The 22,485-nt window shown below is 25.6% G+C and carries 18 protein-coding genes; 7 read left to right on the forward strand and 11 right to left on the reverse strand.

Features of this window, described 5'->3' with window-relative positions; genetic code table 11:
* Positions 1-153: 153 nt before the first annotated feature.
* Positions 154-897, forward strand: a complete 744-nt coding sequence (locus N3A58_04225) for a 16S rRNA (uracil(1498)-N(3))-methyltransferase (GenBank protein ID MCX8058604.1) — start codon at positions 154-156, stop codon at positions 895-897.
* Positions 898-987: 90 nt separating this feature from the next.
* On the opposite strand, the gene groL is transcribed toward N3A58_04225, so the two are convergent.
* Positions 988-2,622 carry a chaperonin GroEL gene (groL, locus tag N3A58_04230; GenBank protein ID MCX8058605.1) on the reverse strand — a complete coding sequence of 545 codons (1,635 nt, stop codon included), beginning with the start codon at positions 2,620-2,622 and terminating at the stop codon, positions 988-990.
* A 370-nt stretch (positions 2,623-2,992) separates the two neighbouring features.
* On the opposite strand from groL, the gene N3A58_04235 reads away from it, so the two are divergent.
* The 5 genes from N3A58_04235 to N3A58_04255 all read left to right on the forward strand — a co-directional run bounded on the left by N3A58_04235 (position 2,993) and on the right by N3A58_04255 (position 7,411).
* Entirely contained in the window at positions 2,993-4,078 is a 1,086-nt protein-coding gene (locus N3A58_04235; GenBank protein ID MCX8058606.1) for an HD-GYP domain-containing protein, read from the forward strand.
* A gap of 142 nt (positions 4,079-4,220) precedes the next feature.
* On the forward strand, positions 4,221-4,916 hold the full coding sequence (locus tag N3A58_04240) for a late competence development ComFB family protein (GenBank protein MCX8058607.1): 696 nt from the start codon (positions 4,221-4,223) through the stop codon (positions 4,914-4,916).
* 40 nt (positions 4,917-4,956) lie between these two features.
* Entirely contained in the window at positions 4,957-5,595 is a 639-nt protein-coding gene (locus N3A58_04245) for an MBL fold metallo-hydrolase (GenBank protein MCX8058608.1), read from the forward strand.
* 119 nt (positions 5,596-5,714) lie between these two features.
* Positions 5,715-7,019, forward strand: a complete 1,305-nt coding sequence (locus tag N3A58_04250; protein ID MCX8058609.1) for a DUF1576 domain-containing protein — start codon at positions 5,715-5,717, stop codon at positions 7,017-7,019.
* Between the two features lie 14 nt (positions 7,020-7,033).
* The gene (locus N3A58_04255; GenBank protein MCX8058610.1) at positions 7,034-7,411 is read left to right on the forward strand and encodes a hypothetical protein; all 378 of its coding nucleotides are present in this window, start codon (positions 7,034-7,036) and stop codon (positions 7,409-7,411) included.
* 107 nt (positions 7,412-7,518) lie between these two features.
* Here N3A58_04255 and N3A58_04260 read toward each other — a convergent pair whose 3' ends face one another.
* From N3A58_04260 to N3A58_04295, 8 genes are all read right to left on the reverse strand, one after another.
* Positions 7,519-9,522, reverse strand: a complete 2,004-nt coding sequence (locus N3A58_04260; protein ID MCX8058611.1) for a urocanate hydratase — start codon at positions 9,520-9,522, stop codon at positions 7,519-7,521.
* Positions 9,523-9,579: 57 nt separating this feature from the next.
* On the reverse strand, positions 9,580-10,122 hold the full coding sequence (locus N3A58_04265) for a 2-oxoacid:acceptor oxidoreductase family protein (protein ID MCX8058612.1): 543 nt from the start codon (positions 10,120-10,122) through the stop codon (positions 9,580-9,582).
* A 1-nt stretch (position 10,123) separates the two neighbouring features.
* On the reverse strand, positions 10,124-10,882 hold the full coding sequence (locus N3A58_04270) for a thiamine pyrophosphate-dependent enzyme (GenBank protein MCX8058613.1): 759 nt from the start codon (positions 10,880-10,882) through the stop codon (positions 10,124-10,126).
* Between the two features lie 188 nt (positions 10,883-11,070).
* Positions 11,071-12,138, reverse strand: a complete 1,068-nt coding sequence (locus tag N3A58_04275; protein MCX8058614.1) for a 3-methyl-2-oxobutanoate dehydrogenase subunit VorB — start codon at positions 12,136-12,138, stop codon at positions 11,071-11,073.
* A 30-nt stretch (positions 12,139-12,168) separates the two neighbouring features.
* Positions 12,169-12,390, reverse strand: a complete 222-nt coding sequence (locus tag N3A58_04280; GenBank protein MCX8058615.1) for a 4Fe-4S dicluster domain-containing protein — start codon at positions 12,388-12,390, stop codon at positions 12,169-12,171.
* A 105-nt stretch (positions 12,391-12,495) separates the two neighbouring features.
* On the reverse strand, positions 12,496-13,212 hold the full coding sequence (locus tag N3A58_04285) for a P-loop NTPase (GenBank protein ID MCX8058616.1): 717 nt from the start codon (positions 13,210-13,212) through the stop codon (positions 12,496-12,498).
* Positions 13,213-13,477: 265 nt separating this feature from the next.
* Positions 13,478-15,790, reverse strand: coding sequence for a GGDEF domain-containing protein (locus N3A58_04290; GenBank protein MCX8058617.1), 2,313 nt, complete (start codon positions 15,788-15,790; stop codon positions 13,478-13,480).
* 68 nt (positions 15,791-15,858) lie between these two features.
* Entirely contained in the window at positions 15,859-17,034 is a 1,176-nt protein-coding gene (locus N3A58_04295; GenBank protein MCX8058618.1) for a DUF362 domain-containing protein, read from the reverse strand.
* Between the two features lie 280 nt (positions 17,035-17,314).
* Between N3A58_04295 and N3A58_04300 the strand changes: the two genes are divergently transcribed.
* Complete coding sequence (locus N3A58_04300; protein MCX8058619.1) at positions 17,315-18,340, forward strand: response regulator; 1,026 nt, start codon at positions 17,315-17,317, stop codon at positions 18,338-18,340.
* 78 nt (positions 18,341-18,418) lie between these two features.
* Here the strand turns inward: N3A58_04300 and lexA are convergent, their stop codons facing one another.
* On the reverse strand, positions 18,419-19,042 hold the full coding sequence (lexA, locus tag N3A58_04305; GenBank protein MCX8058620.1) for a transcriptional repressor LexA: 624 nt from the start codon (positions 19,040-19,042) through the stop codon (positions 18,419-18,421).
* 30 nt (positions 19,043-19,072) lie between these two features.
* Positions 19,073-22,483, reverse strand: coding sequence for a hypothetical protein (locus tag N3A58_04310; protein ID MCX8058621.1), 3,411 nt, complete (start codon positions 22,481-22,483; stop codon positions 19,073-19,075).
* Positions 22,484-22,485: the final 2 nt, after the last annotated feature.

The raw sequence follows: 22,485 nt of genomic DNA on the forward strand, positions 1-22,485 counted from the left end.
ACCAATAAGAAAATAAAAATAAATTTCCTCATCTTTATTTTATTCGGTAATATTTTAAAAGTTTAAATTGTTTTAATATAATTAATTTATTAATTTTTATTATGGAAACCTATTTATTAAATTATTTTTTATTATAAAGTATTTATATAAAAAATGAGACACATATTTTTAAATAAAATAGAAGGTGAATATTTTATCCTTGACGGTGAAAAGTTTCATCATATTTATAATGTTTTAAGAATAAGGAAGACTGGAGAAAATATTAATGTAATCTTTAATAATAAGAAATTTGAAACAATTATTGAGAAAATCAACAAAGACCATTTAAAATTAAAAATTATAAAATCTGAAGAAATTTATGATGAATTACCAAATATAGATATAATTATTGCAAATATTGATTTTGAAAAAATAAAATTAATTGTTGAAAAACTTTCTGAAATAGGAATAAAAAAAATTTATCTATATAAATCACTTTATTCTCAAATAAATAAATTCACTGAAAATAAAATTGAAAAATTAAAAAAAATTTGTTGCCTTGCATGTGAACAATCCGGTAATTTTTTCTTACCGCAAATTATACAATTAGAAAATATAGATAAATTTATAAAAAATGAAGGAAATAAATATAACTTAAAATTTATTCTAAATGAAAAAATAAATTATGAAAAAAATAGAGATTTATTTCTAGAATATATTAAAAAGTCAAATAATAGTAACAATCCAATAGAAAATATTGTATACATTGTAGGACCAGAAGGTGGATTTTGTAATGAAGAAATTGAGTACTTCAAAAAAAATTATTTTTTAGAAGTAAATCTAGGGAAAAATATTTTAAGATCAGAAACAGCAGCCATCTCATTTGGTTTTTTGTTAAAATATCTATTTTCAAAATAAAAGGTGCTCCTCTTTAATGAGGAGCACCTTTATACTCATTTTTAGATAATTTATAGTTATTAAATTAAATTTAACTCATATTGATAATTTTTAATACATATCATAACCACCACCCATTCCTGGGTTTGCTCCTGGGCCTTGATTTTTTTCCTTTTCAGGTATTTCACAAACAACAGCTTCAGTTGTAAGAAGCATACCAGCAGCAGAAGCAGCATTCTGTAAAGCAGATCTTGTTACTTTCGCTGGATCTATAATACCTTCTTTAAACATATCAGTCCATTCACCTTTAGCAGCATTAAAACCTTCGCCCCATTTAACAGTTTTAGCTTTTTCAACAATTATAGCACCCTCATATCCTGCGTTTGTAGCAATCTGTCTTATAGGAGCTTCTATAGCTTTCTTAACTATATTTACTCCGATCATCTCCTCTTCAGGAAGTTCAAGTTTGTCTAAAACTTTTGAAGCAAGTATTAATGTTACTCCACCTCCTGGAACAATTCCTTCTTCAATAGCAGCTCTAGTTGCAGAAAGAGCATCTTCAACTCTCGCTTTCTTTTCTTTTAATTCAACTTCAGTTGGAGCACCAACATTTATAACTGCTACACCACCTGCAAGTTTAGCAAGTCTTTCCTGTAATTTTTCTTTGTCATATTCAGATGTTGAAAGCTCTATTTCTTTTTTAATTGCAGCAATTCTATCTTTAATTTTCTTTGGATCCCCTGCTCCTTCTACAATTGTTGTATTTTCTTTATCAACTTTTACTCTTTTTGCTCTACCAAGGTGTTCAAGTGTTGCATTTTCAAGTTTCATACCTAAATCTTCTGAAATAACTGTACCACCAGTTAAAATAGCTATATCTTCAAGCATAGCTTTTCTTCTATCACCAAAACCAGGAGCTTTAACTCCTACAGTTATTAATGTTCCTCTTAATTTATTTACAACAAGTGTTGCTAGTGCTTCACCTTCTAAATCTTCAGCAATAATTAATAATGGTTTTCCTGTTCTAGCAACATCTTCAAGTAAATGTATAAGTTCTCTCATTGAAGTGATTTTTTTATCATAAATTAAGATAAAAGGATCATCAAGTTCAGCTGTCATTGTATCTGAATTAGTTACCATATAAGCTGAAACATAACCTCTGTCAAATTGCATACCTTCAACAACTTCAAGATGAGTTTCAAGTGATTTTGATTCCTCAACTGTAATAACTCCATCTTTACCAACTTTATCCATAGCTTCAGCAATTAATTTACCAATTTCTTCATCATTATTTGCTGAAATTGCAGCAACTTGAGCTATTTCATCTTTATTAGTTATAGGTTTAGCTTTAGCTTTAATTTCTTTTACTATTTCATTAACTGCTTTATCAATACCTCTCTTAATTTTAATAGGGTTTGATCCAGCTACAATATTTTTCATACCTTCTTTAATTATAGCTTCAGCAATAACTGTAGCAGTTGTAGTACCATCACCGGCAACATCGTTTGTTTTAGTAGCAACTTCTTTAACAAGTTGTGCACCAATATTTTCAAAAGAATCTTCAAGATCAATTTCTTTAGCAATTGTTACACCATCATTTGTTACAGTTGGTGCACCAAATTTTTTCTCAATTAAAACATTTCTACCTTTAGGTCCTAAAGTAACTTTTACAGTTGATGCTAACTTTGTTACACCATTAACTATTTTTTTTCTAGCTTCTTCATCAAAAAGTATTTGTTTTGCCATATATACTACCTCTCAAAATTTTTTTTATTTCAATTATTAAGATAATTAAATTATATAATTTTATCATATGCAAATAATTATAATTATAACTAAATATTATTAATTATATCTATTTATACTTAAATATTAACCTAATAATGATTATTATTAACTATATTTAATTATTTTAAATATAACTTAACTTATATTGCTTGTATTAAAAGGTTATAAACAAAACTTCCTTAATTATTGAAAAAATAAATTTTTATTTTATATTGGAATTGAAGTTAAGTTACATAAAATAATTTTTAATGCTTTATATTAATACTTAATAATTCAAAATTATTTTGTGTATAAAACTATATAATCATTATAAATTAATAATTTTTTTATGATTAAAGATTTCGAATTTTTAATATCAAAACTATATGATTATTCAAAACTATTCCAAAATTTTGATCTCATAAAAGATACTGATAACTTTTTAAAAAGAATTCTTGATGAAATTAACAATATTTTTAATTTTGACCAGAAAGGTTTTTTATACTTTGATGAAACAAACAAAAAATTCTTTTTAAAAGGTGAAAGAATAACTTATACTTCTTTCGAGAAAAAATATTTAGAATCTTTCTATTATCTTGATCTTATCTACGATAAAAAATCTATCATCATAAAAAATTTAAATGATGAAGAAAAAAGCTTACATAGAGGAATTTTTATAAGCTCGCCAGAATCCATTGTTATAATTCCTATATTTTTCTCAACAAACTTTTTTGGGGTTTTAATATTTGAAAACAAACAAAAAACAAATCTTTCATCTAATGATTTAGGGATATTAAATATTATATCTTCACAGTTGACCTATTATTTTCAAACTAATTTATATTACAAAAATCTTCAAAACGATTTTTTAAATACGGTTAAAGCTTTAATATCTGCAATAGAACTTAAGGATTATTACACTAAAGGACATTCTCAAAGAGTCATGAATTATGGAATTAAATTTGCTTTCTTATTACAACTAGATGATACTATTGTTGAAAAGATTAAATGGGCTGGACTTTTACATGATATAGGAAAAATAGGTATACCAGAACATATATTAAATAAAAATTCTCCTCTTGAACAATATGAGTTTGAAATTATGAAAAAACATGCTACATATTCCTATAAGATTCTTGAACCCCTTACATTTTTAAACGAAGAAAGAAAAATTATATTACATCATCATGAAAGATGGGATGGAAACGGTTATCCATATGGATTAAAAGGCAATAATATTCCATTAGAGTCAAGAATTCTTGCAATTGTAGATTCTTTTGATGCTATGAACACAACTCGTCCTTATAGAGAAAAACTTAATTTAGAATTTATTATTCAACAAATTCAAACAAATCTAGGCAAACAGTTTGATCCAGATATTGGAAAAATTTTCATAAATTTTATTAATGAAGGATCTTTCTCAATAGAAAATTAGTTAAATCTTTCACTTAAATTTTCTTTTATTAAAGTTTACTAATTATTTTTATTTTTAATTTGAATTTTTATTAATCACAATTATAATTATTAATGTTAAATATTGTTAAATATTAAACAAATTAACAATTAAGAGGTAAATTATGAGAATAAAAAATACAAATGAAGATTTAGTATTAAATCTTGCCCAAGTGATTTTAAGTCAAATAGATGAAGATTACACAAAAAGTCCAAAATTTCTTCTTGATGTTGTATGTTATGTTTTAAATAGGATCAAACCAAACTATATTGTTTCGTCAAGAGGTCTTGCACATCTTGAAAAAGCTTATGAAGAGGATAAACAATTTATAGCTGATATTATCACTTTAATATATGAAGCTATAGAAAATGTTAGTTCCAGAAGAGATACTGATTTTGATGATAATACTGTTTCATGGGATATTAGTCTTACAATAACAAAAGATTTTTATTTTAACTTCCCACAAATAATAGGAAAAGTCTATGATTCTAATTCATTTGATTTAATCTATGATGCAAAAATATCATTATTTGATGAAGATGGTAAACTTGTACAAATGGCAAATAACTTATGGCCAAACCCCTATTTAATTTCAAAATCAACACCGGGAATTTTTACCTTCTGGCCAAAAAGCGTTATAGCTAAAAAAGAAGAAGAAAACAAAATAAAAAAGTTTACATTTAAAATTGTTTGTGAACACAAAGATTATCTCAAAGAAGAAAAAATCCTCTCTATAGAAAAAAAAAGTGAACAAACTATTTTAGATTATATAAGAAAAGGTGATATAATTGAAATAGAACCTTTATATCTAGTAAAATAGAAAATTTATTTAAAAAATTATATTAAAAAGAGGTGGAATTATGAATATTGAAACTTTTATTAATAATATCACCCATTTAGGTCATGCATCTATTAAAATTAAATATAATAATAAAGTTATCTATATTGATCCATTTAAGATATCTAATAATGAAGAGAAGGCTGATTATATTTTTTCTACACATCCTCATTTCGATCATTACTCTGAGGAAGATATAAATAAATTAATTTATAAAAATACTGTATTAATTGTTGTTGAAGAATTAAAAAATAAAGCAAATAAGTTAAATGCAAAAGAAGTTATATTTGTTAATCCAGGATTTAAGCAAAATCACGATTCTATTATATTTGAAACAGTTTATGCATATAATATTAACAAAAATTTTCACCCAAAATCAAATAATTGGGTTGGTTATATTATTGAAATAGATGGAATAAAAATTTATCACGCAGGAGACACAGATTTTATTCCAGAAATGAAAAATTTAAAAACTGATATTGCTTTTTTACCTATTGGGGGCACATATACTATGAATTATAAAGAAGCAGCAGAAGCTGCTAACTCTTTTAAACCTAAAATTGCAATTCCTATACACTTTGGCTCTATAATAGGAACAAAATCTGATGCCCAAAATTTTATAAGTTTACTTAATAAAGACATTAAAGGTATCATATTATAATCAATATAAGCTTAGTAAATTAACAGATAAAAATTCATAATATAAACTACTTTATTTTCATAAATAATTTATAATAAAACCAAAAGAAAAGATTATATTAAATGTAATTTGAGGATATTATGTTATTTAATTTTACTAAGTTAAAAAAAGAAAAATTTTTATTTTTATCTTTTCTTTCCTATTTTACCTTTTTAATATTGCTCTCTTTTTTATTTTTCGAGAAAAATAATAACATCAAAATCACTTTTAATCCTTTAGATACATTAAAGGGTTTTTTTAATATCATTTCCTCACCTTCAAGACTAATAGTTGATTATTTTTATATATCTTCTCCTAATTCAGCTATATTTAATGCTTCAATATTAGCAATTTTATCTCTTTTAATTATTTATTTTAACAAAGTTAAAATAGCTGGACCATCTATAGCTGCCATTTTTACTGTTTTTGGATTTTCACTTTTTGGAAAAAACATTTTTAATGTTCTTCCTATAATTATAGGAGTATATTTATCTGCAAAATTTGTAAGAAAAAATTTCAATGAGTATATATTAATTTCACTATTTGGAACAGCCATTTCACCTATTGTTTCAACAATTGCATTCGAATCTAACCTAAGTCTATTTTATTCTATACCTATTTCAATCTTTGTTGGTATATTAGTAGGATTTTTTCTTCCACCAATTGGTGTTTATCTTTTAAGAATGCATCAAGGTTATAATTTATATAATATTGGTTTTACATGTGGTTTTTTTGGTTTATTTATAGGTTCTATTTTAAAAAAATTAAATTTTAATCAAAATTTATTTCTTTTCTGGTTTCCTAAGAATTCTTACATTTCGATTTTCTTAATCATTTTTACTTTTATATTCTTTATATTTCTTACCCTTATTAATATAAATAAATTTTCTAGTTTAATTAAATCTTTTATAAATTTGCAAAAAGAATCTGGGAGATTACCTTCTGATTTTATTACTACAAACAGTAATGATGCAGTATTTTTAAATGTTTCAATTTTAATTTTAGTATTTTTCTTAATATGCATTTTTTTTAAAATCCCTTTAAATGGACCTGTATTAGGTGGAATTTTCACTATAATTGGTTTTGCTACTTTTGGAAAAAATCTTTATAATACTATATTTATAGTATTGGGGGTTATTTTATCTATAATGTTTTTTAGAAAAGAACTTAATTCTCCAGTACCAGCTCTTGCTATACTATTTTGTACTTCCCTAGCTCCATTTACAGGGGGCTTTGGGCCTATAATTGGAATAATAGCTGGTTTTTTGCATTTTATAATTGTTAATTTTACAGCAAGTTGGGCTATGGGCATAAATCTTTATAATAATGGTTTTTCTGCTGGAATAGTTTCTATTCTTTTACTTTCTATTATAGATTGGATATTTAATTATAGAATAAAAAAATAAAAAAAGGATAAAATATGAAAAACCAAGAGTTAATTTCTCAAATAGTTTCAGAAATTTTACATTTTCTATTATCCTTTGATCCAAAAAACATTGTTATTTCAGTACATCAGGAGAAAGATGGTGTTCATATTTGTATAATTGATGATCTTAAAAGATCAAAAGAAGAAATAGAAAAAATTAAAAACTCGTTATATGCAGAATATAGGCCTGAAGTTGCTGGATACTATGGTAATCTCATTGGCTATGACCTACTTGGTAAAACTAATTTATCTTTATTAGGGTGGGATGTAAAATATATCAACTTTGAAGATACTAAAAAAGATGGAATAAAAATTGATATATGGATTGGAAGTTCTGAATTTGATCCAAAAAAATTTACAATACCAATATAATTCTTTTGAAAAAAAAGAAACAGCAAATTTATTTTAGATTATAAATTTTTTATATTATATTAAAAAATATATTAAATTAATACAAATTGAGTAAATCAATTTTAATTCTAAAAACTTTTATTTATTAATTCTTCAAGCATATCATCATCTGCTATTTCTGGAATAGTTATATGTCCCTTATCTTTATTTTCTTCATTCCATTCCTTTGAAACCTCTAGAGCATGCTCGTTTCTGGCCCATGATCTTCTAGCTATTCCTCCCATAACATCCCATTCTAAAGCAGATTTTATAATCGAATCTGTTAATTCTGATCCATCAAGCAATAAACCAAAACCGCCATTAAAACTTTTCCCAATACCGACTCCCCCTCCATTTGATAAAACAACAAGAGTCATACCTCTTGCAGCATTTCCTGCAAATGTATGAACAGACATTTCAGCCATAATATTTGAACCATCTTTAATATTTGCAGTTTCTCTAAATGGTGAATCTGTACCTGAAACATCATGATGGTCTCTACCAAGCATAATAGGACCTACTTCACCTTTTCTAACCATATCATTAAACTTTAATGCAATTGACACTCTTTGTTTACAATCTGCATAAAGAATTCTTGCTTTTGTTCCAACAACAAGTTTATTATGCTTTGCATTTTTTACCCACTCAAAATTATCTCTATCTTGAGCTCTTCTTTTTGGATTAATTAAGCTCATTGCTGCTTTATCTGTTTTATCTAAATCTTCATCTTTCCCAGACAAACATATCCATCTGAAAGGACCATATCCATAATCAAAACATAAAGGCCCCATTATATCTTCAACATAAGAAGGATAAATAAATCCATCTGAAGTATCTTCTCCATTTTTAGTTATCTCTTTTACACCAGCATCATAAACAGCTTTTAAAAAAGAGTTTCCATAATCCCAAAATTTTGTTCCCCTTTCACTCATTATTTTTATAAGTCTTATCTGTTCTTTTAATGATTCATTCACATATTTTCTAAATTTTTCAGGATCCTCTTTAATTAGCTTTCTCCCCTCTTCAAATGTTACTTGAAAAGGGGTATAACCACCTTCATATACAGCATGGCATGAAGTTTGATCTGAAGCAAGATCAACCTCTATATTATTTTGAACTACATATCTCCATAAATTAACTACATTTCCATAATATGCAATTGATAAAGGTTTTTTTTCTTTCTTTGATTTTAAAGCTAGCTTAAATATTTCATCAAGATTATCTGACACTAAATCAACCCACCCTTGTTTATATCTTGTGTCTATTCTTGATTTATCAACCTCTGCTATAATAGAAACTGCTCCTGCAATATTTCCTGCTTTAGGCTGAGCTCCAGACATCCCTCCCAAACCTGAAGATATATATAAAAGTCCAGATGCATCACCATCTTGAGGAACATTTTTATAAAGTCTTGCTGCATTAAGAATAGTTATATAAGTTCCATGAACAATACCTTGAGGCCCAATATACATCCAGCCCCCTGCTGTCATCTGACCATAGTTTGCAACTCCAAGAGCAGCAGCCATAGCAAAATCTTTTGGATTATCAAACATACCTATCATTAAACCATTTGTAGATATAACTCGTGGAGCATCCTTTTTTGTCTTAAAAAGACCTACCGGATGTCCTGAAGATACAACTAAAGTTTGATCATCATTCATAAGTTCAAGATACATTTTTATAAGCCTATATTGCATCCAGTTTTGCATAACCTGACCTGATTCTCCATAAGTTACCAGTTCATATGGATAAAGAGCAATATCAAAATCAAGGTTATTATCAATCATTACCTGAAGTGCTTTACCAGCTAAACAGTGCCCTTTATATTCATCTATCGGTTTTGCTTTAATATTCCCAGCAGGTCTATACCTATAACCATAAATTCTACCATATGTTTTAAGTTCTTCTAAAAATTCTGGAGCTAATATTTTATGTAAATGTTTTGGAATATAACGTAGCGCATTTTTTAGAGCTAACTTTGTTTTTTCTTTATTTAGAAAGAAACCTCTAGAAGGTGCTCTTCTTATTCCTTCTATAAAAGGAGGGTAATCTGGTAATTCATCAGGTAATTTAATGTTAAAATAATCAGACATAATCTCTCCTAAAACAATTATAAAAAAATAAAATAGATAAATTAAAATCTTTATTTTTTATTGATTTTTTACACTTCTCATTCCTTCTTCAATAGCTTTGATATTAATTTCCAATAAGTTTGATTTTTTACCTGCAAAGTTTTCTTTTATTACATTTATAAAAACATCTAAGTTAACTAATTTAGTCTTTTCTATTATAGCTCCAGCCATTACCATGTTAGCTATTTTTAAGTTACCTAAATTGGATGCTATTTCATTAGCAGGAACTCTATATACTTTTATATCTTTTCTTGATGGTTCTATATCAATAATAGAAGAATTCATAAAAAGTATACCATCTTTAACTAAAGTTTTTTCAAATTTCTCAAGAGATGGTCTATTCATAGCTACTACAATAGTACTATCTATAATTATTGGAGAACCTATTTGATCGTCAGAAATGATTACATTTGCATTAGCAGTTCCACCCCTCATTTCAGGGCCATATGAAGGTAACCATGAAACATTTCTTCCTTCCTCCATAGCTGCTTCAGCTAAAAGCTTACCCAATAGTAATATCCCCTGTCCTCCAAATCCAGCTAAAATAATCTCTTCGTGCATATTAATTACCTCCTTCTTTATAAGGATCTCTATAATTTCCAAGTGGATAATATGGAATCATATTTTCTTTTAACCATCTTATAGATTCAACAGGTGTTAACCCCCAGTTAGTAGGACATGTAGATAAAAATTCTACCATAGCAAAACCTTTACCATCTATTTGAGTCTGAAAAGCTTTAAGTAAAGCTTTCTTTGCTTTTCTTATATTTGGAACATCATGGACAGATACTCTTTCTATAAAAACAGCACCTGGTATTTGAGCTAACATTTCTGAAACTTTAAGAGGCATTCCACAATGATTTGGGTCTCTCCCATAAGGAGAAGTAGTAGTTTTTTGCCCTGGTAAAGTAGTTGGTGCCATCTGACCTCCAGTCATACCATATATAGCATTATTAACAAAAATTACAGTTATTTTCTCTCCTCTATGTGCTGCATGAACTATATCTCCGGTTCCTATGGATGCTAGATCTCCATCCCCCTGATATGTAAAAACTACGGAATCAGGCCCTAAAGCTCTCTTAATTCCAGTAGCAACTGCTGGTGCTCTACCATGGGCAGCTTCATGCATATCACAATTAAAATAATTATAAGCAAAAACAGCACAACCTACAGGTGCTACTCCTACTGCTTTATCAAGAACATTAAGCTCAACAAGACACTCCCCAACCAATTTATGAATTACACCATGTAAACAACCAGGGCAATAATGAAGTCTAGCATCTGTCAAACCGTTTGTTTTTTTATACACTATCTTCCCCATCTATGTCTCCTTATTATTATACTAAATTTTAATTAATTTTATTTCAGTAATCTTTTTTATAATTACATATAAAAATTATTTAATAATATTTATAAAAAATATTAATTAATAACTTTTCTTTTAACAAGAAAAAATTGCACTAAAATTAAAAATAACATCTTAGATTTATTTTATTAAAAATTTTTAATTTATATAATTTTTAATTCTTTAATAAAATCGAAAACCTCTTTAGGTTCAGGAATCATACCACCTGGTCTTCCATAAAAATAAACAGGTTTTAAGCCTTTTACAGATAATTCAACATCTTCAACCATCTGGCCTAAACTCATTTCAACAGAAATAAAAACTTTTGAAATATTGTTTTTAGCAATTTCATAAATAGGTTTCTTTGGAAATGGCCAAAGAGTAATAGGTCTTATCATACCAACTTTTACACCATCTTTCCTGTATTTATTTACTACATTTCTTACTACTCTTGACATTGTCCCATAAGAAACAAATACAATCTCAGCATCATCAGCTAAATAGTTTTCATATCTAACTTCGTTTTTTTCAATTTCATCATATTTTTTTTTCAATCTTAAATTTAACTCTTCAAGTCTCTCTGGTTCAATTGCTAAAGAATTTATAATTCTTCTTCTTCCCCCAGAATTTCTTGTCCCAGTAGTTGCCCAATCCTTTGGAGGAAGATTTAATTTAGGTCTTTCTTTAAATTCAACTGGCTCCATCATCTGCCCTATCATACCATCACCAAGAATTAATACTGGGTTTCTATATTTATCTGCAAGATCAAATGCATCTTGCATAAGATCAACTGCTTCTTGTACTGAAGCAGGTCCAAAAACTATTATCTTAAAGTCCCCATGAGCCATACCTTTAGTTGATTGAAAATAATCGGATTGAGCTGGAGCTATATTTCCAAGACCTGGGCCACCTCTTGATATATTTACAATAACACATGGTAATTCTGCTCCAGCAATATATGAAATACCTTCCCCTTTTAAAGCAATTCCTGGTGAAGATGAAGAAGTCATGACTCTAGCACCAGAACCTGCTGCACCATAAACCATATTAATAGCTGCAAATTCTGCTTCTGCCTGTAAAAAAACTCCACCAGCTTTTGGTAATTCTCTTGACATATATTCAGGTATTTCATTTTGTGGAGTTATAGGATAACCAAAAAAAAGTTTACAACCAGCTCTAATAGCTGCTTCTGAAATAGCTTCATTCCCTTTCATTAATATTTTTTTCCCCATATTTCCTCCATTGTTACTCTAGTACATTTACTAATCAAGTTCTTCAACTGTTATAACTGAATCTGGACACATTATAGCACATGAACCACATGCTATACACTTATCCATATCATTAATTGCTGCAGGATGATATCCAGATTTGTTTAGTTTATTTTTATCAAGCAAGATTATCTTAACAGGACATACACCTATGCAAAGTTCACAACCTTTACATAAATCAATATCAAAAGTAACTTTACCTTTTTTTGGCATTAAAAACCTCCAAAAATATTTTTATTATTGTTTTTTAATTATTTATTTTACTATTTTTTATATTAATAATTTTATATTTTTATTTACTTTGGGATATAACTAATTTTATAATTTTTGCTCATCAAGCCATGTTGGTCTTAATTTAATATTAAGTTTAAATATTTCTCCTTTAATATTCCTTTTTACATTCTCCTCCCCTTCTTTTTCTAAAAGAAAATCTGGAACTACATTAAAAGCAAAAGGTATATTTGTTTTCTCTGAGAATTCTAAAGCAAGTTGATTCCCCTTTTTGATATCTTCAATACTTGTTTCATAAAGAAGGTGAGTTGAGTTTATAAGATAGTTAAATTTCAATCTCGTTGCACTTTCAATTTTAGAATAAAACTCATATAAACCATCAAAATCCATTGTAAATGGTCTATTAGCATTAACAAGATAAAAGAAATCGTAGGGAACATTTGATAAATAATTATAGAAAAAACTTAAAACTTTTCCTCCTGCAGCGTCACCACCTAAATCAAAAATAACTTCCGTATCATCCATATCAAAAACAGAAAATATTTCAGGTGGTAATGCTGGAACATCTGCAAGCGTTAATTTCTTTGAAGGCCCAAAAACTCTAATTCCTCTTTCTTCAAGCTTATCAGATATTCCTCTAGATGTAAAATAAGGGTTAACGACATCAAGGTCAACTATAGCAACTTTACAACCATTATTAATCAAACTAAATGCCCAGTTTACAGCAAGCTCACTTTTCCCACAACCATAATGACCAGAAATAATTTTTATTCTCTTAAAATTTTTAATAAAATCTATATTCAAGAGTTATATCCCAATTGTTAACTTTTGCTTAATTTTATTTAAAACAAATTTTTTGTCAAACTTTTAATTAATAATAAAAAAACATAAATCTTTTTGTAACAAAAAGAAGCTAAAAAGATAGATACTTAAAAACAAAAAAAATACTTAATATGGTATATTAATATGGTAAAAGACTTAATATAATGTTTAAATTAAAACAAATAAAATGATAGATAAAAAAATTAAAATAAAAGTTAATAAAATTTAATCTTACTTAATGACTAAATTAAAAATATTGATAACCTCTTTCTTTGCTGTAAATACAAATCTTATTTTTTCCTGCTTCTTTCGCCTTATACATAACTTTATCAGCTAATTCTATAGTTTCATTAACAGTGTTCTCAAAAAATACTCCACCAACAGAGCATGATATTGTTTTTTCTGGGGCCTTTTTGCCTTTAAATTTTAATAGTTCTAATATATATTTATTTAGAGTATTTAAATTTTCAACTATTCTTTTTGCAAGAATATAACTATTAGCAAGATTCACAGTTTTTGCAATTACAAGAAACTCATCACCACCTAACCTTATAGCAAAATCATTTTTTCTTGTGCTTTTAATAAGAATATTACCAAAATATTTTAATATAAGATCACCTATAGAATGTCCATAATTATCATTAAAATATTTAAAATTATCTAAATCAAAATATAAAAATATATAATTTTTATCTATTTCATTATTATTAACTATATTTGTAGTAAAGAAATTTTTATTATAACAATTAGTAAGAGAGTCTATGTATGCTGTTTTCTCAAGCATATTAATTTTATAGGACATCTTTTTATAATAGAAATAATCTGGAGTTCTAAAATTCTCAGAAATATTGCTACTTTCAATCTCTTTTTTTGAATTATTTTCATTTATTTCTTTTTTCTGGATCGTAACATTATTTGATACTAACAATTTTTCTTCTTGTTTAATAAACTTATTTGAAGGATAAAAATTAAAAATAGATGATTTAGAATTAATAAAGTAATTGAAAATATTTAAAATATGAAAAAAAATAAAAAATAGATTAAGATTAACAAAAGTTTGGGATTCATCTGTTTCTGGAAAAGCTTCTTTTAAAGACTTAAATAACTTATCATCTTTATTAATCTCTACTTTTTCTTTATAATTTATAAAATATTTAGCTATATCATTTTCAGATTGAGTTCTCCTATCTAAATATTTTAAATGATTTGAAAATAGCACATAAACTTCATTTAATCTTTCATAAAAATTTTCTAAAATAGAATCACTTAAAGCAATTCCTGTATAATGGTGATAATAATAATTTGGATAAATAAATTTCTTTTTTAAGAAATTCAATTCATCAGACAATCTTTTTAAAAATTCATTTTTTTCAAATGTTTCATTTACTTTTAAAAGATTCTGAAGCTCAACTAATATTTTTAAATAATTTTTTTCTATAAAATTTTCATAATCATATACAATTTTAGCAAATTTATCTAAAATTGTAGAATATTCTCCACTATCTTTAAAACTTAGATTTTTTAAGTATGGAATAAATCTTGAAACTAACTTCAAGAAAAAAATAAAAAAATTTATATTATCTTCATTTGAAACCCTCTTATATAAGTCCCCTTTTATAATATTAAATTTGTATCCCAAATCTATATAATCTGGAAAATCCTGTAAATAATTAAATATATTTGTATTAAAAAAATATGAAAAAAGATCAATTGAAACCAAAACATCATCTGGTAATCTAATAATCTTTTCAGTTTCATCTTCTTCATAAACTTCATCTTCTTCAATAAAAGGTGGTAAATCTCTAAATTCCTGGATTTTTTCTTTTATATCAAGAAGTTCGTCCACTTTATAAAATAGTATATCTCGATTCTTTCTGAAGGAAATATAATTATATCCAAGATATCTATAAATTAAAGGTAAAAATTGGAAAAAAGAGAAATCGAAAAGATAAGCAAATGAATCACACATTCTTCCAAAATTAAAGGTTATAAATTTATCATCATAATTATAAACTTTTTTTGTTAAAACACATAATTTTGTAAAAGCAAAAAAGACAAAGCTTCTATTATAGTTTGTTATTTTTGGAAATATTCTTGAAATATTTGACTTTTCTTCTGATGTAAGCTCAACTCTAGAAAAAAGATAAACTTTTTTAAAAATCAATTCAAAATATTTATATAAAGATATATAGTTAAATTTTCCATTTTCTATCTCTCTTAATATTTCTTGAAAATCCAAAATATTATATTCATAAAGTTCATTTAAAATATAATAAACCCTTAAATTTATTCTTTTCATATCTTCAAGTATTGAAACATCATTCTTTATTAACTTCCTCATTGTAACAACAATAGTTTCAAGCTCATAAAAGGCTTTTTTAATAAAATGCAAAAACTCAACAGATGGATAATCATTTTCAAAATTAAAATCAACAAATTCTTTTAATATGTCTGCAAATCTTTTATAATCAGAGTAACTTTTGGTTAATATATCTATTTTAATTCTTCCTATATATTTTTTTATAAAAGGAACTTTTAAAATATTTTCCAAATCTAACATTTTACCCCCATTTAAAATTTCAAACTATTTTTATTTTTTATATTTTCTTAAAATATAATAAAAATTTTTTACAAATTTTTTAATAATTTACTTACAAATGAATGTTTTATTTCTATTGCTTTTTGTGGGCATATTTCTTGACAACAAAAACATCTTATGCAAGTGTTATAGTTATATCTGAGAATAATTTTATTTTCTATTTTTTTTAATTTTTCTTTTATTATTGATTTCGGATTTGTTGGACATATATTGTAACACTCCATACATAAAATACAGTTTTTTCTTATAAAATAAGGCTTTGAACTCACAATATTATTATAAAAGAAACCTCTTCTAAATTTTGAAGGAATAACATTTTCTCTATAAAGGTGGATTTTATTAAATTCTTTTCTAAAGTTTAATTTATCACCATATATTTGATATGCTTTCGTATCAAAAATATTTAATGAAACATTATGTTTTTCTGAGAAATATTTTAAAAATGGAATTTTTTCAGGAATATAACCTACAAGAGTTGTTGCAAGAAGATCAACAACAAAAGGATTCTCTCCCAATATTAAATAACCTAATTTAATGGGGTTTCCTCCTCTTGGACCATGTCCTTCGTGTGCTATTATACCATCCATTATACAAATGCTAGTATTTAGTGAATCAGCTAAATCTACAATCATTTTAGAAAACAGTATAGAATCTGGAAATCTAGTATGATAATATGCCTTAATTTTCCCAGGAATTACACCAAAAAGATTCTTAATGCCACCAGTAAAAACAGTTAATGAATGATTCTTTAATTTTGGTAGAGATACAATTTTATTTTTGTCTTTAATCTCTTCTGCAACTTCAAAGATTTTAATTACATTTTTATTTGAACCTTTTATCACATATTTATTTTTAAATTCAATAAAAGGAACATTATACTTTTTACAAACTTCATAAATTCCACTATCTTTTGAAACTTTTAAAGGAGAAGCAATAGCTGGAGAATCTCCACAACTAAGCTCGATGTTTAACTGATTTTTTTTTATTTCTTCTATAAAAAATTTAACAACTCCTTCAAAAAAAACTGGATGAGTAATAACACCAGTTGAAGGTGAATCAGATGCAAGAAGATTTGGTTTAAGCAAAACTTTGTCACCATTTGAAAAATAATTTTTAAAACCACCAAGAAAATCTAATCCTTCTTTAATTTTTGTTGAAATAATATCTGAATCATATTCTTCTATGTTATAGAAAACAACTTTCATATAAACCTTCTTCAAAATAGAATTATATTTTTTATATCTTAACAATTTTTAAATTTTATTCAAAAAAAATTTAACAAAATATTGAAATTTTTAAAATTTAAATTTTAATATTTTAAAATGTTATTTTTAAATTAATTATTATAATATTAATAAATTTATAATTTTTAAAAAATTAAAAAAATGTAAAAATTACAACTTTGATGCAAAAAAAAATTAAAATTAATAAAAAAAATATAAACAAAACTTAGATTAAAAAATAATTAAAAAGGATATAAATTTTATGAAAAATTTAAATATTTTACAAGAATCTTTTAATCTTATATTTGAAATTCTCAAAACTGCAATAAATGTAGAATGTATGATTATAAGATATAAAAGTCAAAAATCAGATTTTTTTAAGATAGTTAAAAATGAAGGTTGTCCCGAAGAATTTTTAAACAAAATGAAATGTAAAGAAATATATTTTTACAACAATGAATTTAGAATAAATAATAATGCTAATACAGAAGATTGTCCATGTATTCTTATATTAAATAAAGTAAAAGAATTTCTTGAAAATGAAGAAGTCAAAGAGGTTTTTTCTTTTACAAATTTTGGTTCTTTTTATAGAAATAAAAAACTTTCTTTTGACAAATCAAGTTGCTCTATATTTTCCTCTCTTGCATTTGTCCCTATAAAAAAACCTTTCTTTGAAAATGAAAATTTTAATTCTTCAAGTTTTATAAATTCTAATAATTTTACAGATAAGAGCAATGAAAATAATAATTATGATTCTAATAGTATAAACAATATTAATTATAAAGGTTTTTTCCAATTTTGTGACAAAAAGGAAGATATTTTTAAAAAATTTAACATAAATAAAATAGAAAAAATATCTACCTATTTCTCTCAACTTTTAAATGACATAGAAACTATATTAACTGCAAATATTTTTCAAAAATTCAAAATATTGATAGTTGAAGATTCTTATGAAGTTAAAATTATTACTCATAAACTTCTTACAAAACTTGGTTTTAATACTTTATGTTCAGCAAATGGAAAAGAAGCTCTTGAAATAATAAAAAAAGAGAAAATTGACCTTGTTATAACAGATATTGTTATGCCTTACATAAATGGTCTTGATCTTATAAAGATGTGCTATGAAAAGTATGAACATTATGGACCAAAATTTATTATCTTCACAACACACGATGAAAAAGTTTCAAACGATTTTATTAATAAATACAATGTGTTTTCAGTCCTTTCAAAACCCATAACAGATCTTAAAAAACTCAAGACAACTATTGAAAGTTGTTTATTAAGCTAATATCAATAATAAAATTATAATTAAAAATTATAAGTTAATAATAAAGAAAAACATAAATTAAATTTAACAGAATCTCTTTTAATAAAATCTTTGTAAACCAACAACTTTCCCTACTATCTCCAAATCTTTCCCTCTTACAATAATATCCTTCAAATTCTTATTTTCAGGATGAAGTATACATATTCCTTCATCTCTTTTTATATACAATCTTTTTAATGTAACTTCCCCATCAACCATTGCAACAACAATATCACCCTCCACTACTCCATTTATACCATTATTAACAGGTTCAACTATAATATAATCACCTTCATAAATCCCTGCTTCTATCATTGAATCTCCTCTAACTTTTAAAGCAAAATAGTTATCTTTAGGAAATTTTGTCCTATCCACAACTAACTCACCTTCTATATCCACCTCAGAAAATACAGGAGTTCCTGCAACTATCCTTCCAAGAACTGGTATTTTTTTCTTTTTTAATATTTCAATCGCTTCTTCTGTTAAAATTATACTTCTTGATGCCCCATCCTTTCTTCCAATATAACCTTTATTCTGAAGTCTTAAAAGAAACCCATAGCATGTTTTTATATTTACATCTAATATTTCTGAAAGCTCTATAATAGTTGGGGGATAACCATTTTTTTTTATAAAATCATAAATTTTTCTCAAAACTTCTTCCTGCCTTTTTGTTAACTCTTCCATAACTAACCCCTAAAATGAAATAATAAATTATTATAAAAAAACATAATAAAATAGATCTGTAAAAACACTCAAATTTTTAAATATTGCTTTTAAGTCAATTAGCTCATAAGTTTCAAGATCAAATTTAACAATACTTTTTAACTTAAGCATAAAAAACATACTATTTTTAATCTTAAAAATAAAACGTTCATACTTATCGGGGAAAATAACCACTTCAAAAAAATCCTTTCCATCAAAAAATGTTGCAAAACCCATCTTTTCACCTTTTCCAGTAAAGGCTGGTCTTCCTGTAATAAAAAATCCTATTTTTAATAAAATTTCATCTTTTAATTTTAAACAATTTAAATTTTTATTAAAAACTTCATTATAAATTTTCAAATCCTTATCAAAGGATCTAATTTTCTTTGTATATGTTTGGTTAAAAGATCCAAACCTTTCAAAATCAATCTTCACCAGTAAATCAATAATATCAAAAGGGGTTTTTCCTATAAAAAAACCATAATATTTATATTCAAAAAGAAAGTTGGACAATAAATTTTCACAAGCCAAGTTTAAATGCTTTATTTCATGGCTTTTGTTAAAAATATTAATATTATCTCTTTCTATTTCTATATTATTTTTTATATTTTTGTAACACTTAAGAATGTAATAAAAGAGATCAAACTTGTTCAATTTATATACAAATGGGTCAAAAAAACCTACAAGGGCAAGCTTTATAAACTTATCAAATTTTTCTGAATTTTTTTTTAACCTTTTTTGTCTAAAGCAAATATATGAGCTGAAAAAATCTCTAAAAAAATATTCTATATTTTCTGAAGAAATATTTTCAAAATCTTTCTCTTTGATTTTAAAATATTCACTACAAGATTTTTGATAATATTTAAAAAATTCAAGATCACATTCATCTAAAAAACTCAAATGGTCAAGACCTATAATAATAAATTTTTCTCCATTTTCTTTTTCTAAAACTTGAGTTTTTGTACTGTAAAGTCTTATATTACTTTTTAAAAACCTTATACCTTCTGTGCAACCTTTATAAATATATGCTGCTGTTGGATAGTATCCACCTTTATTTTCTATCACTGATGCATAAAAAAGTTCAGGATAATAAATTTTTAAATATAAAAGTTTATAAGAAAGTATAGCATAAGAAGCAGAATGTGCTTTACAAAAAGAATATCCTGCAAATGATTCCATATATTTCCATAAAAGATAAACTTTTTTTTTGCTATAACCTTTAGATAAAGCTCCCTTAATAAAATCTTCTTTAAGCTCATTTATTTTTTCTTTTGATCTTAGTTTTCCACTCATTCCTTTTCTTAAAAGATCAGCTTTTTCATAAGAAAGTCCACCAATGTTATGTGCAACTTTCATAACATCTTCTTGATAAATCATTATTCCAAAAGTTTCTTCTAAAATATCTTTAAGCTCAGGTATAACATAATCAACTTTATCAGGATTATTTTTGTAAAATATATATTTATCCTTCATTCCAGATTCAGAAACCCCTGGTCTTATAACAGATGATGCTGCAACTAATTCAAGATAATTTTTACATTTAAGTTGCTTTAAAAGCCCTCTCATAGCTGGGGATTCTATATAAAAGCATCCAAGTGAGTCTCCAATTTGAAGTTTTTCTGATATTTTTTTATCATCTATTATACCAGAAATCTCTATTGGTTTAATAAGTTTTAAGTAGTCTAATTTTTCTCTTTTACATTTTTTGTTTTTAAGATAAAAAAGACTATCTGAAAAAACCCCAAGTGCCCTTTGGGAAAGAATATCTATTTTTATAAGACCTGTATTTTCAATAGAATACATATCAAAACCTGTTATCAAAAATCCTTTAACACCATTGTATATAGGACAAAAATCAGTTATCTTCGAAGGAGCTATACATATACCACCAGGGTGAGTTCCTATGCCATAAGGTAGATCAATAATTCTTTCAACAAAGAAAAACAGATTCTCAAAATAATATTTGCAATAATCTTTAAATCTTTTCTTTAAATCAGAAATAGAGTCTCCCCATCCTATCAACTTCGAATATCTTGATATTTCAGACTCAGGTATACCAAGATATCTTGAAACAATACGAAATGCACCTCTTAACCCATGCTTTATCCTTGTTCCTATCATTGCACAATTTTTGTATTCTTTTTCTTCAAATTCTTTAAGTTCACAATACATATCAAAGTTTTCACTTTCTTTACTAATGTATTTTTTAAGCAAGTTTTTACAAAAATTAAAAAACTCTCTATTAAAGATCGATTTTATTACAAAATCTCTATCTTTCCATGAAAAATCAAGATCAATGTCAGGAGGTTCATCTCTCCCATAATTTAGAAACCTTTCAAAAAAAAGATCGTACTTTACAGGATCAACCTGAGTTATATCAAGCAAATAAGAAACAAGAGATGATGCTGCAGAACCTCTTCCAATATAAGGAATCCCTTTTTCTTTTACATAAAGAGTTAAAAAATATACAAAAAGAAAGTAGGAGCAAAGGTTTTTATCCTTTATTATCTTGTATTCATAAGACAGTCTTTCATAATATCTACAATCTTTTGAATTATTAAAAAAAATATTATTTTGTATTTTGCTAAAAAGAATATTATATAGCAATATCTCATCTTTCTCTTTGCTTCCAGAAATATTTATAAAAACATAATCATTTTTTCTAAAATTTTTTAATATATCTATATCTTTAACAAAATCGAAAATAGAATCAAAAATTTCTCTGCTTCTGCTCCCATATACCTTATAAAGCAAAATGTTTAACTCATCATAGGTTGATAAAACTGGTTTTCTTATAGAAAGATCTATAATATCTCTATCAATTAATCTTTTTATAACTCTATTTTCATCAGAAGAGATTATTATATCAAAAACTGTTATACCATCCCTCTTTTCGAAATCCTCTTTTTTAAAAGAAGCAAAAAAAAGAGGCAAAACATTAAAGTATTTATCTTTTAAATAGAAGAAATCCCCCTTAAATATCCTTCCTTCAAATACACCAAGAAAACGATCTTTTAAACTTGCAAACCTTTTAACAATACTCTCCTCATCAAAAAAAACAAATTTAACCCCATCAAAATAGTCTTTATCTGCTTTTAGTTTATCTTCAATAAAATCAGAAGGAGTTTTATAACCTAAAGCTCTATAAGAAATAAGTTCAAAAAAAATATTTTTCCTTTCCCAATCTTTTAAAAATACTAACATATTCTTATCTACATCTTCCCCTTGAAGTTCAACTCCGACAATAGGTTTAACATTATTTTCTTTTGCAAGTTTAATAAAGTTCCATATATCAAAAACATTTTCATAATCTGTTAATGTTACAAAACAGGTTTTACCTTTTAAGCAACTATATTCAACAATATCCTGTATCTTAAGAGTACTTTGATAAAATGAATTTATACTTTTGCACCACAAAAACAAAA

Source organism: Spirochaetota bacterium (assembly GCA_026415295.1).
Classification (GTDB): Bacteria; Spirochaetota; JAAYUW01; order JAAYUW01; family JAOAHJ01; genus JAOAHJ01.

Bases quoted from the DNA above. Each gene is read 5' to 3' on its own strand.
- groL (MCX8058605.1), bottom strand. From the start codon at position 2,622: ATGGCAAAACAAATACTTTTTGATGAAGAAGCTAGAAAAAAAATAGTT.
- N3A58_04225 (MCX8058604.1), top strand. From the start codon at position 154: ATGAGACACATATTTTTAAATAAAATAGAAGGTGAATATTTTATCCTT.
- N3A58_04240 (MCX8058607.1), top strand. From the start codon at position 4,221: ATGAGAATAAAAAATACAAATGAAGATTTAGTATTAAATCTTGCCCAA.
- N3A58_04265 (MCX8058612.1), bottom strand. From the start codon at position 10,122: ATGCACGAAGAGATTATTTTAGCTGGATTTGGAGGACAGGGGATATTA.
- N3A58_04250 (MCX8058609.1), top strand. From the start codon at position 5,715: ATGTTATTTAATTTTACTAAGTTAAAAAAAGAAAAATTTTTATTTTTA.
- N3A58_04235 (MCX8058606.1), top strand. From the start codon at position 2,993: ATGATTAAAGATTTCGAATTTTTAATATCAAAACTATATGATTATTCA.
- N3A58_04255 (MCX8058610.1), top strand. From the start codon at position 7,034: ATGAAAAACCAAGAGTTAATTTCTCAAATAGTTTCAGAAATTTTACAT.
- N3A58_04275 (MCX8058614.1), bottom strand. From the start codon at position 12,138: ATGGGGAAAAAAATATTAATGAAAGGGAATGAAGCTATTTCAGAAGCA.
- lexA (MCX8058620.1), bottom strand. From the start codon at position 19,042: ATGGAAGAGTTAACAAAAAGGCAGGAAGAAGTTTTGAGAAAAATTTAT.
- N3A58_04300 (MCX8058619.1), top strand. From the start codon at position 17,315: ATGAAAAATTTAAATATTTTACAAGAATCTTTTAATCTTATATTTGAA.
- N3A58_04295 (MCX8058618.1), bottom strand. From the start codon at position 17,034: ATGAAAGTTGTTTTCTATAACATAGAAGAATATGATTCAGATATTATT.
- N3A58_04245 (MCX8058608.1), top strand. From the start codon at position 4,957: ATGAATATTGAAACTTTTATTAATAATATCACCCATTTAGGTCATGCA.
- N3A58_04260 (MCX8058611.1), bottom strand. From the start codon at position 9,522: ATGTCTGATTATTTTAACATTAAATTACCTGATGAATTACCAGATTAC.
- N3A58_04290 (MCX8058617.1), bottom strand. From the start codon at position 15,790: ATGTTAGATTTGGAAAATATTTTAAAAGTTCCTTTTATAAAAAAATAT.
- N3A58_04280 (MCX8058615.1), bottom strand. From the start codon at position 12,390: ATGCCAAAAAAAGGTAAAGTTACTTTTGATATTGATTTATGTAAAGGT.
- N3A58_04270 (MCX8058613.1), bottom strand. From the start codon at position 10,882: ATGGGGAAGATAGTGTATAAAAAAACAAACGGTTTGACAGATGCTAGA.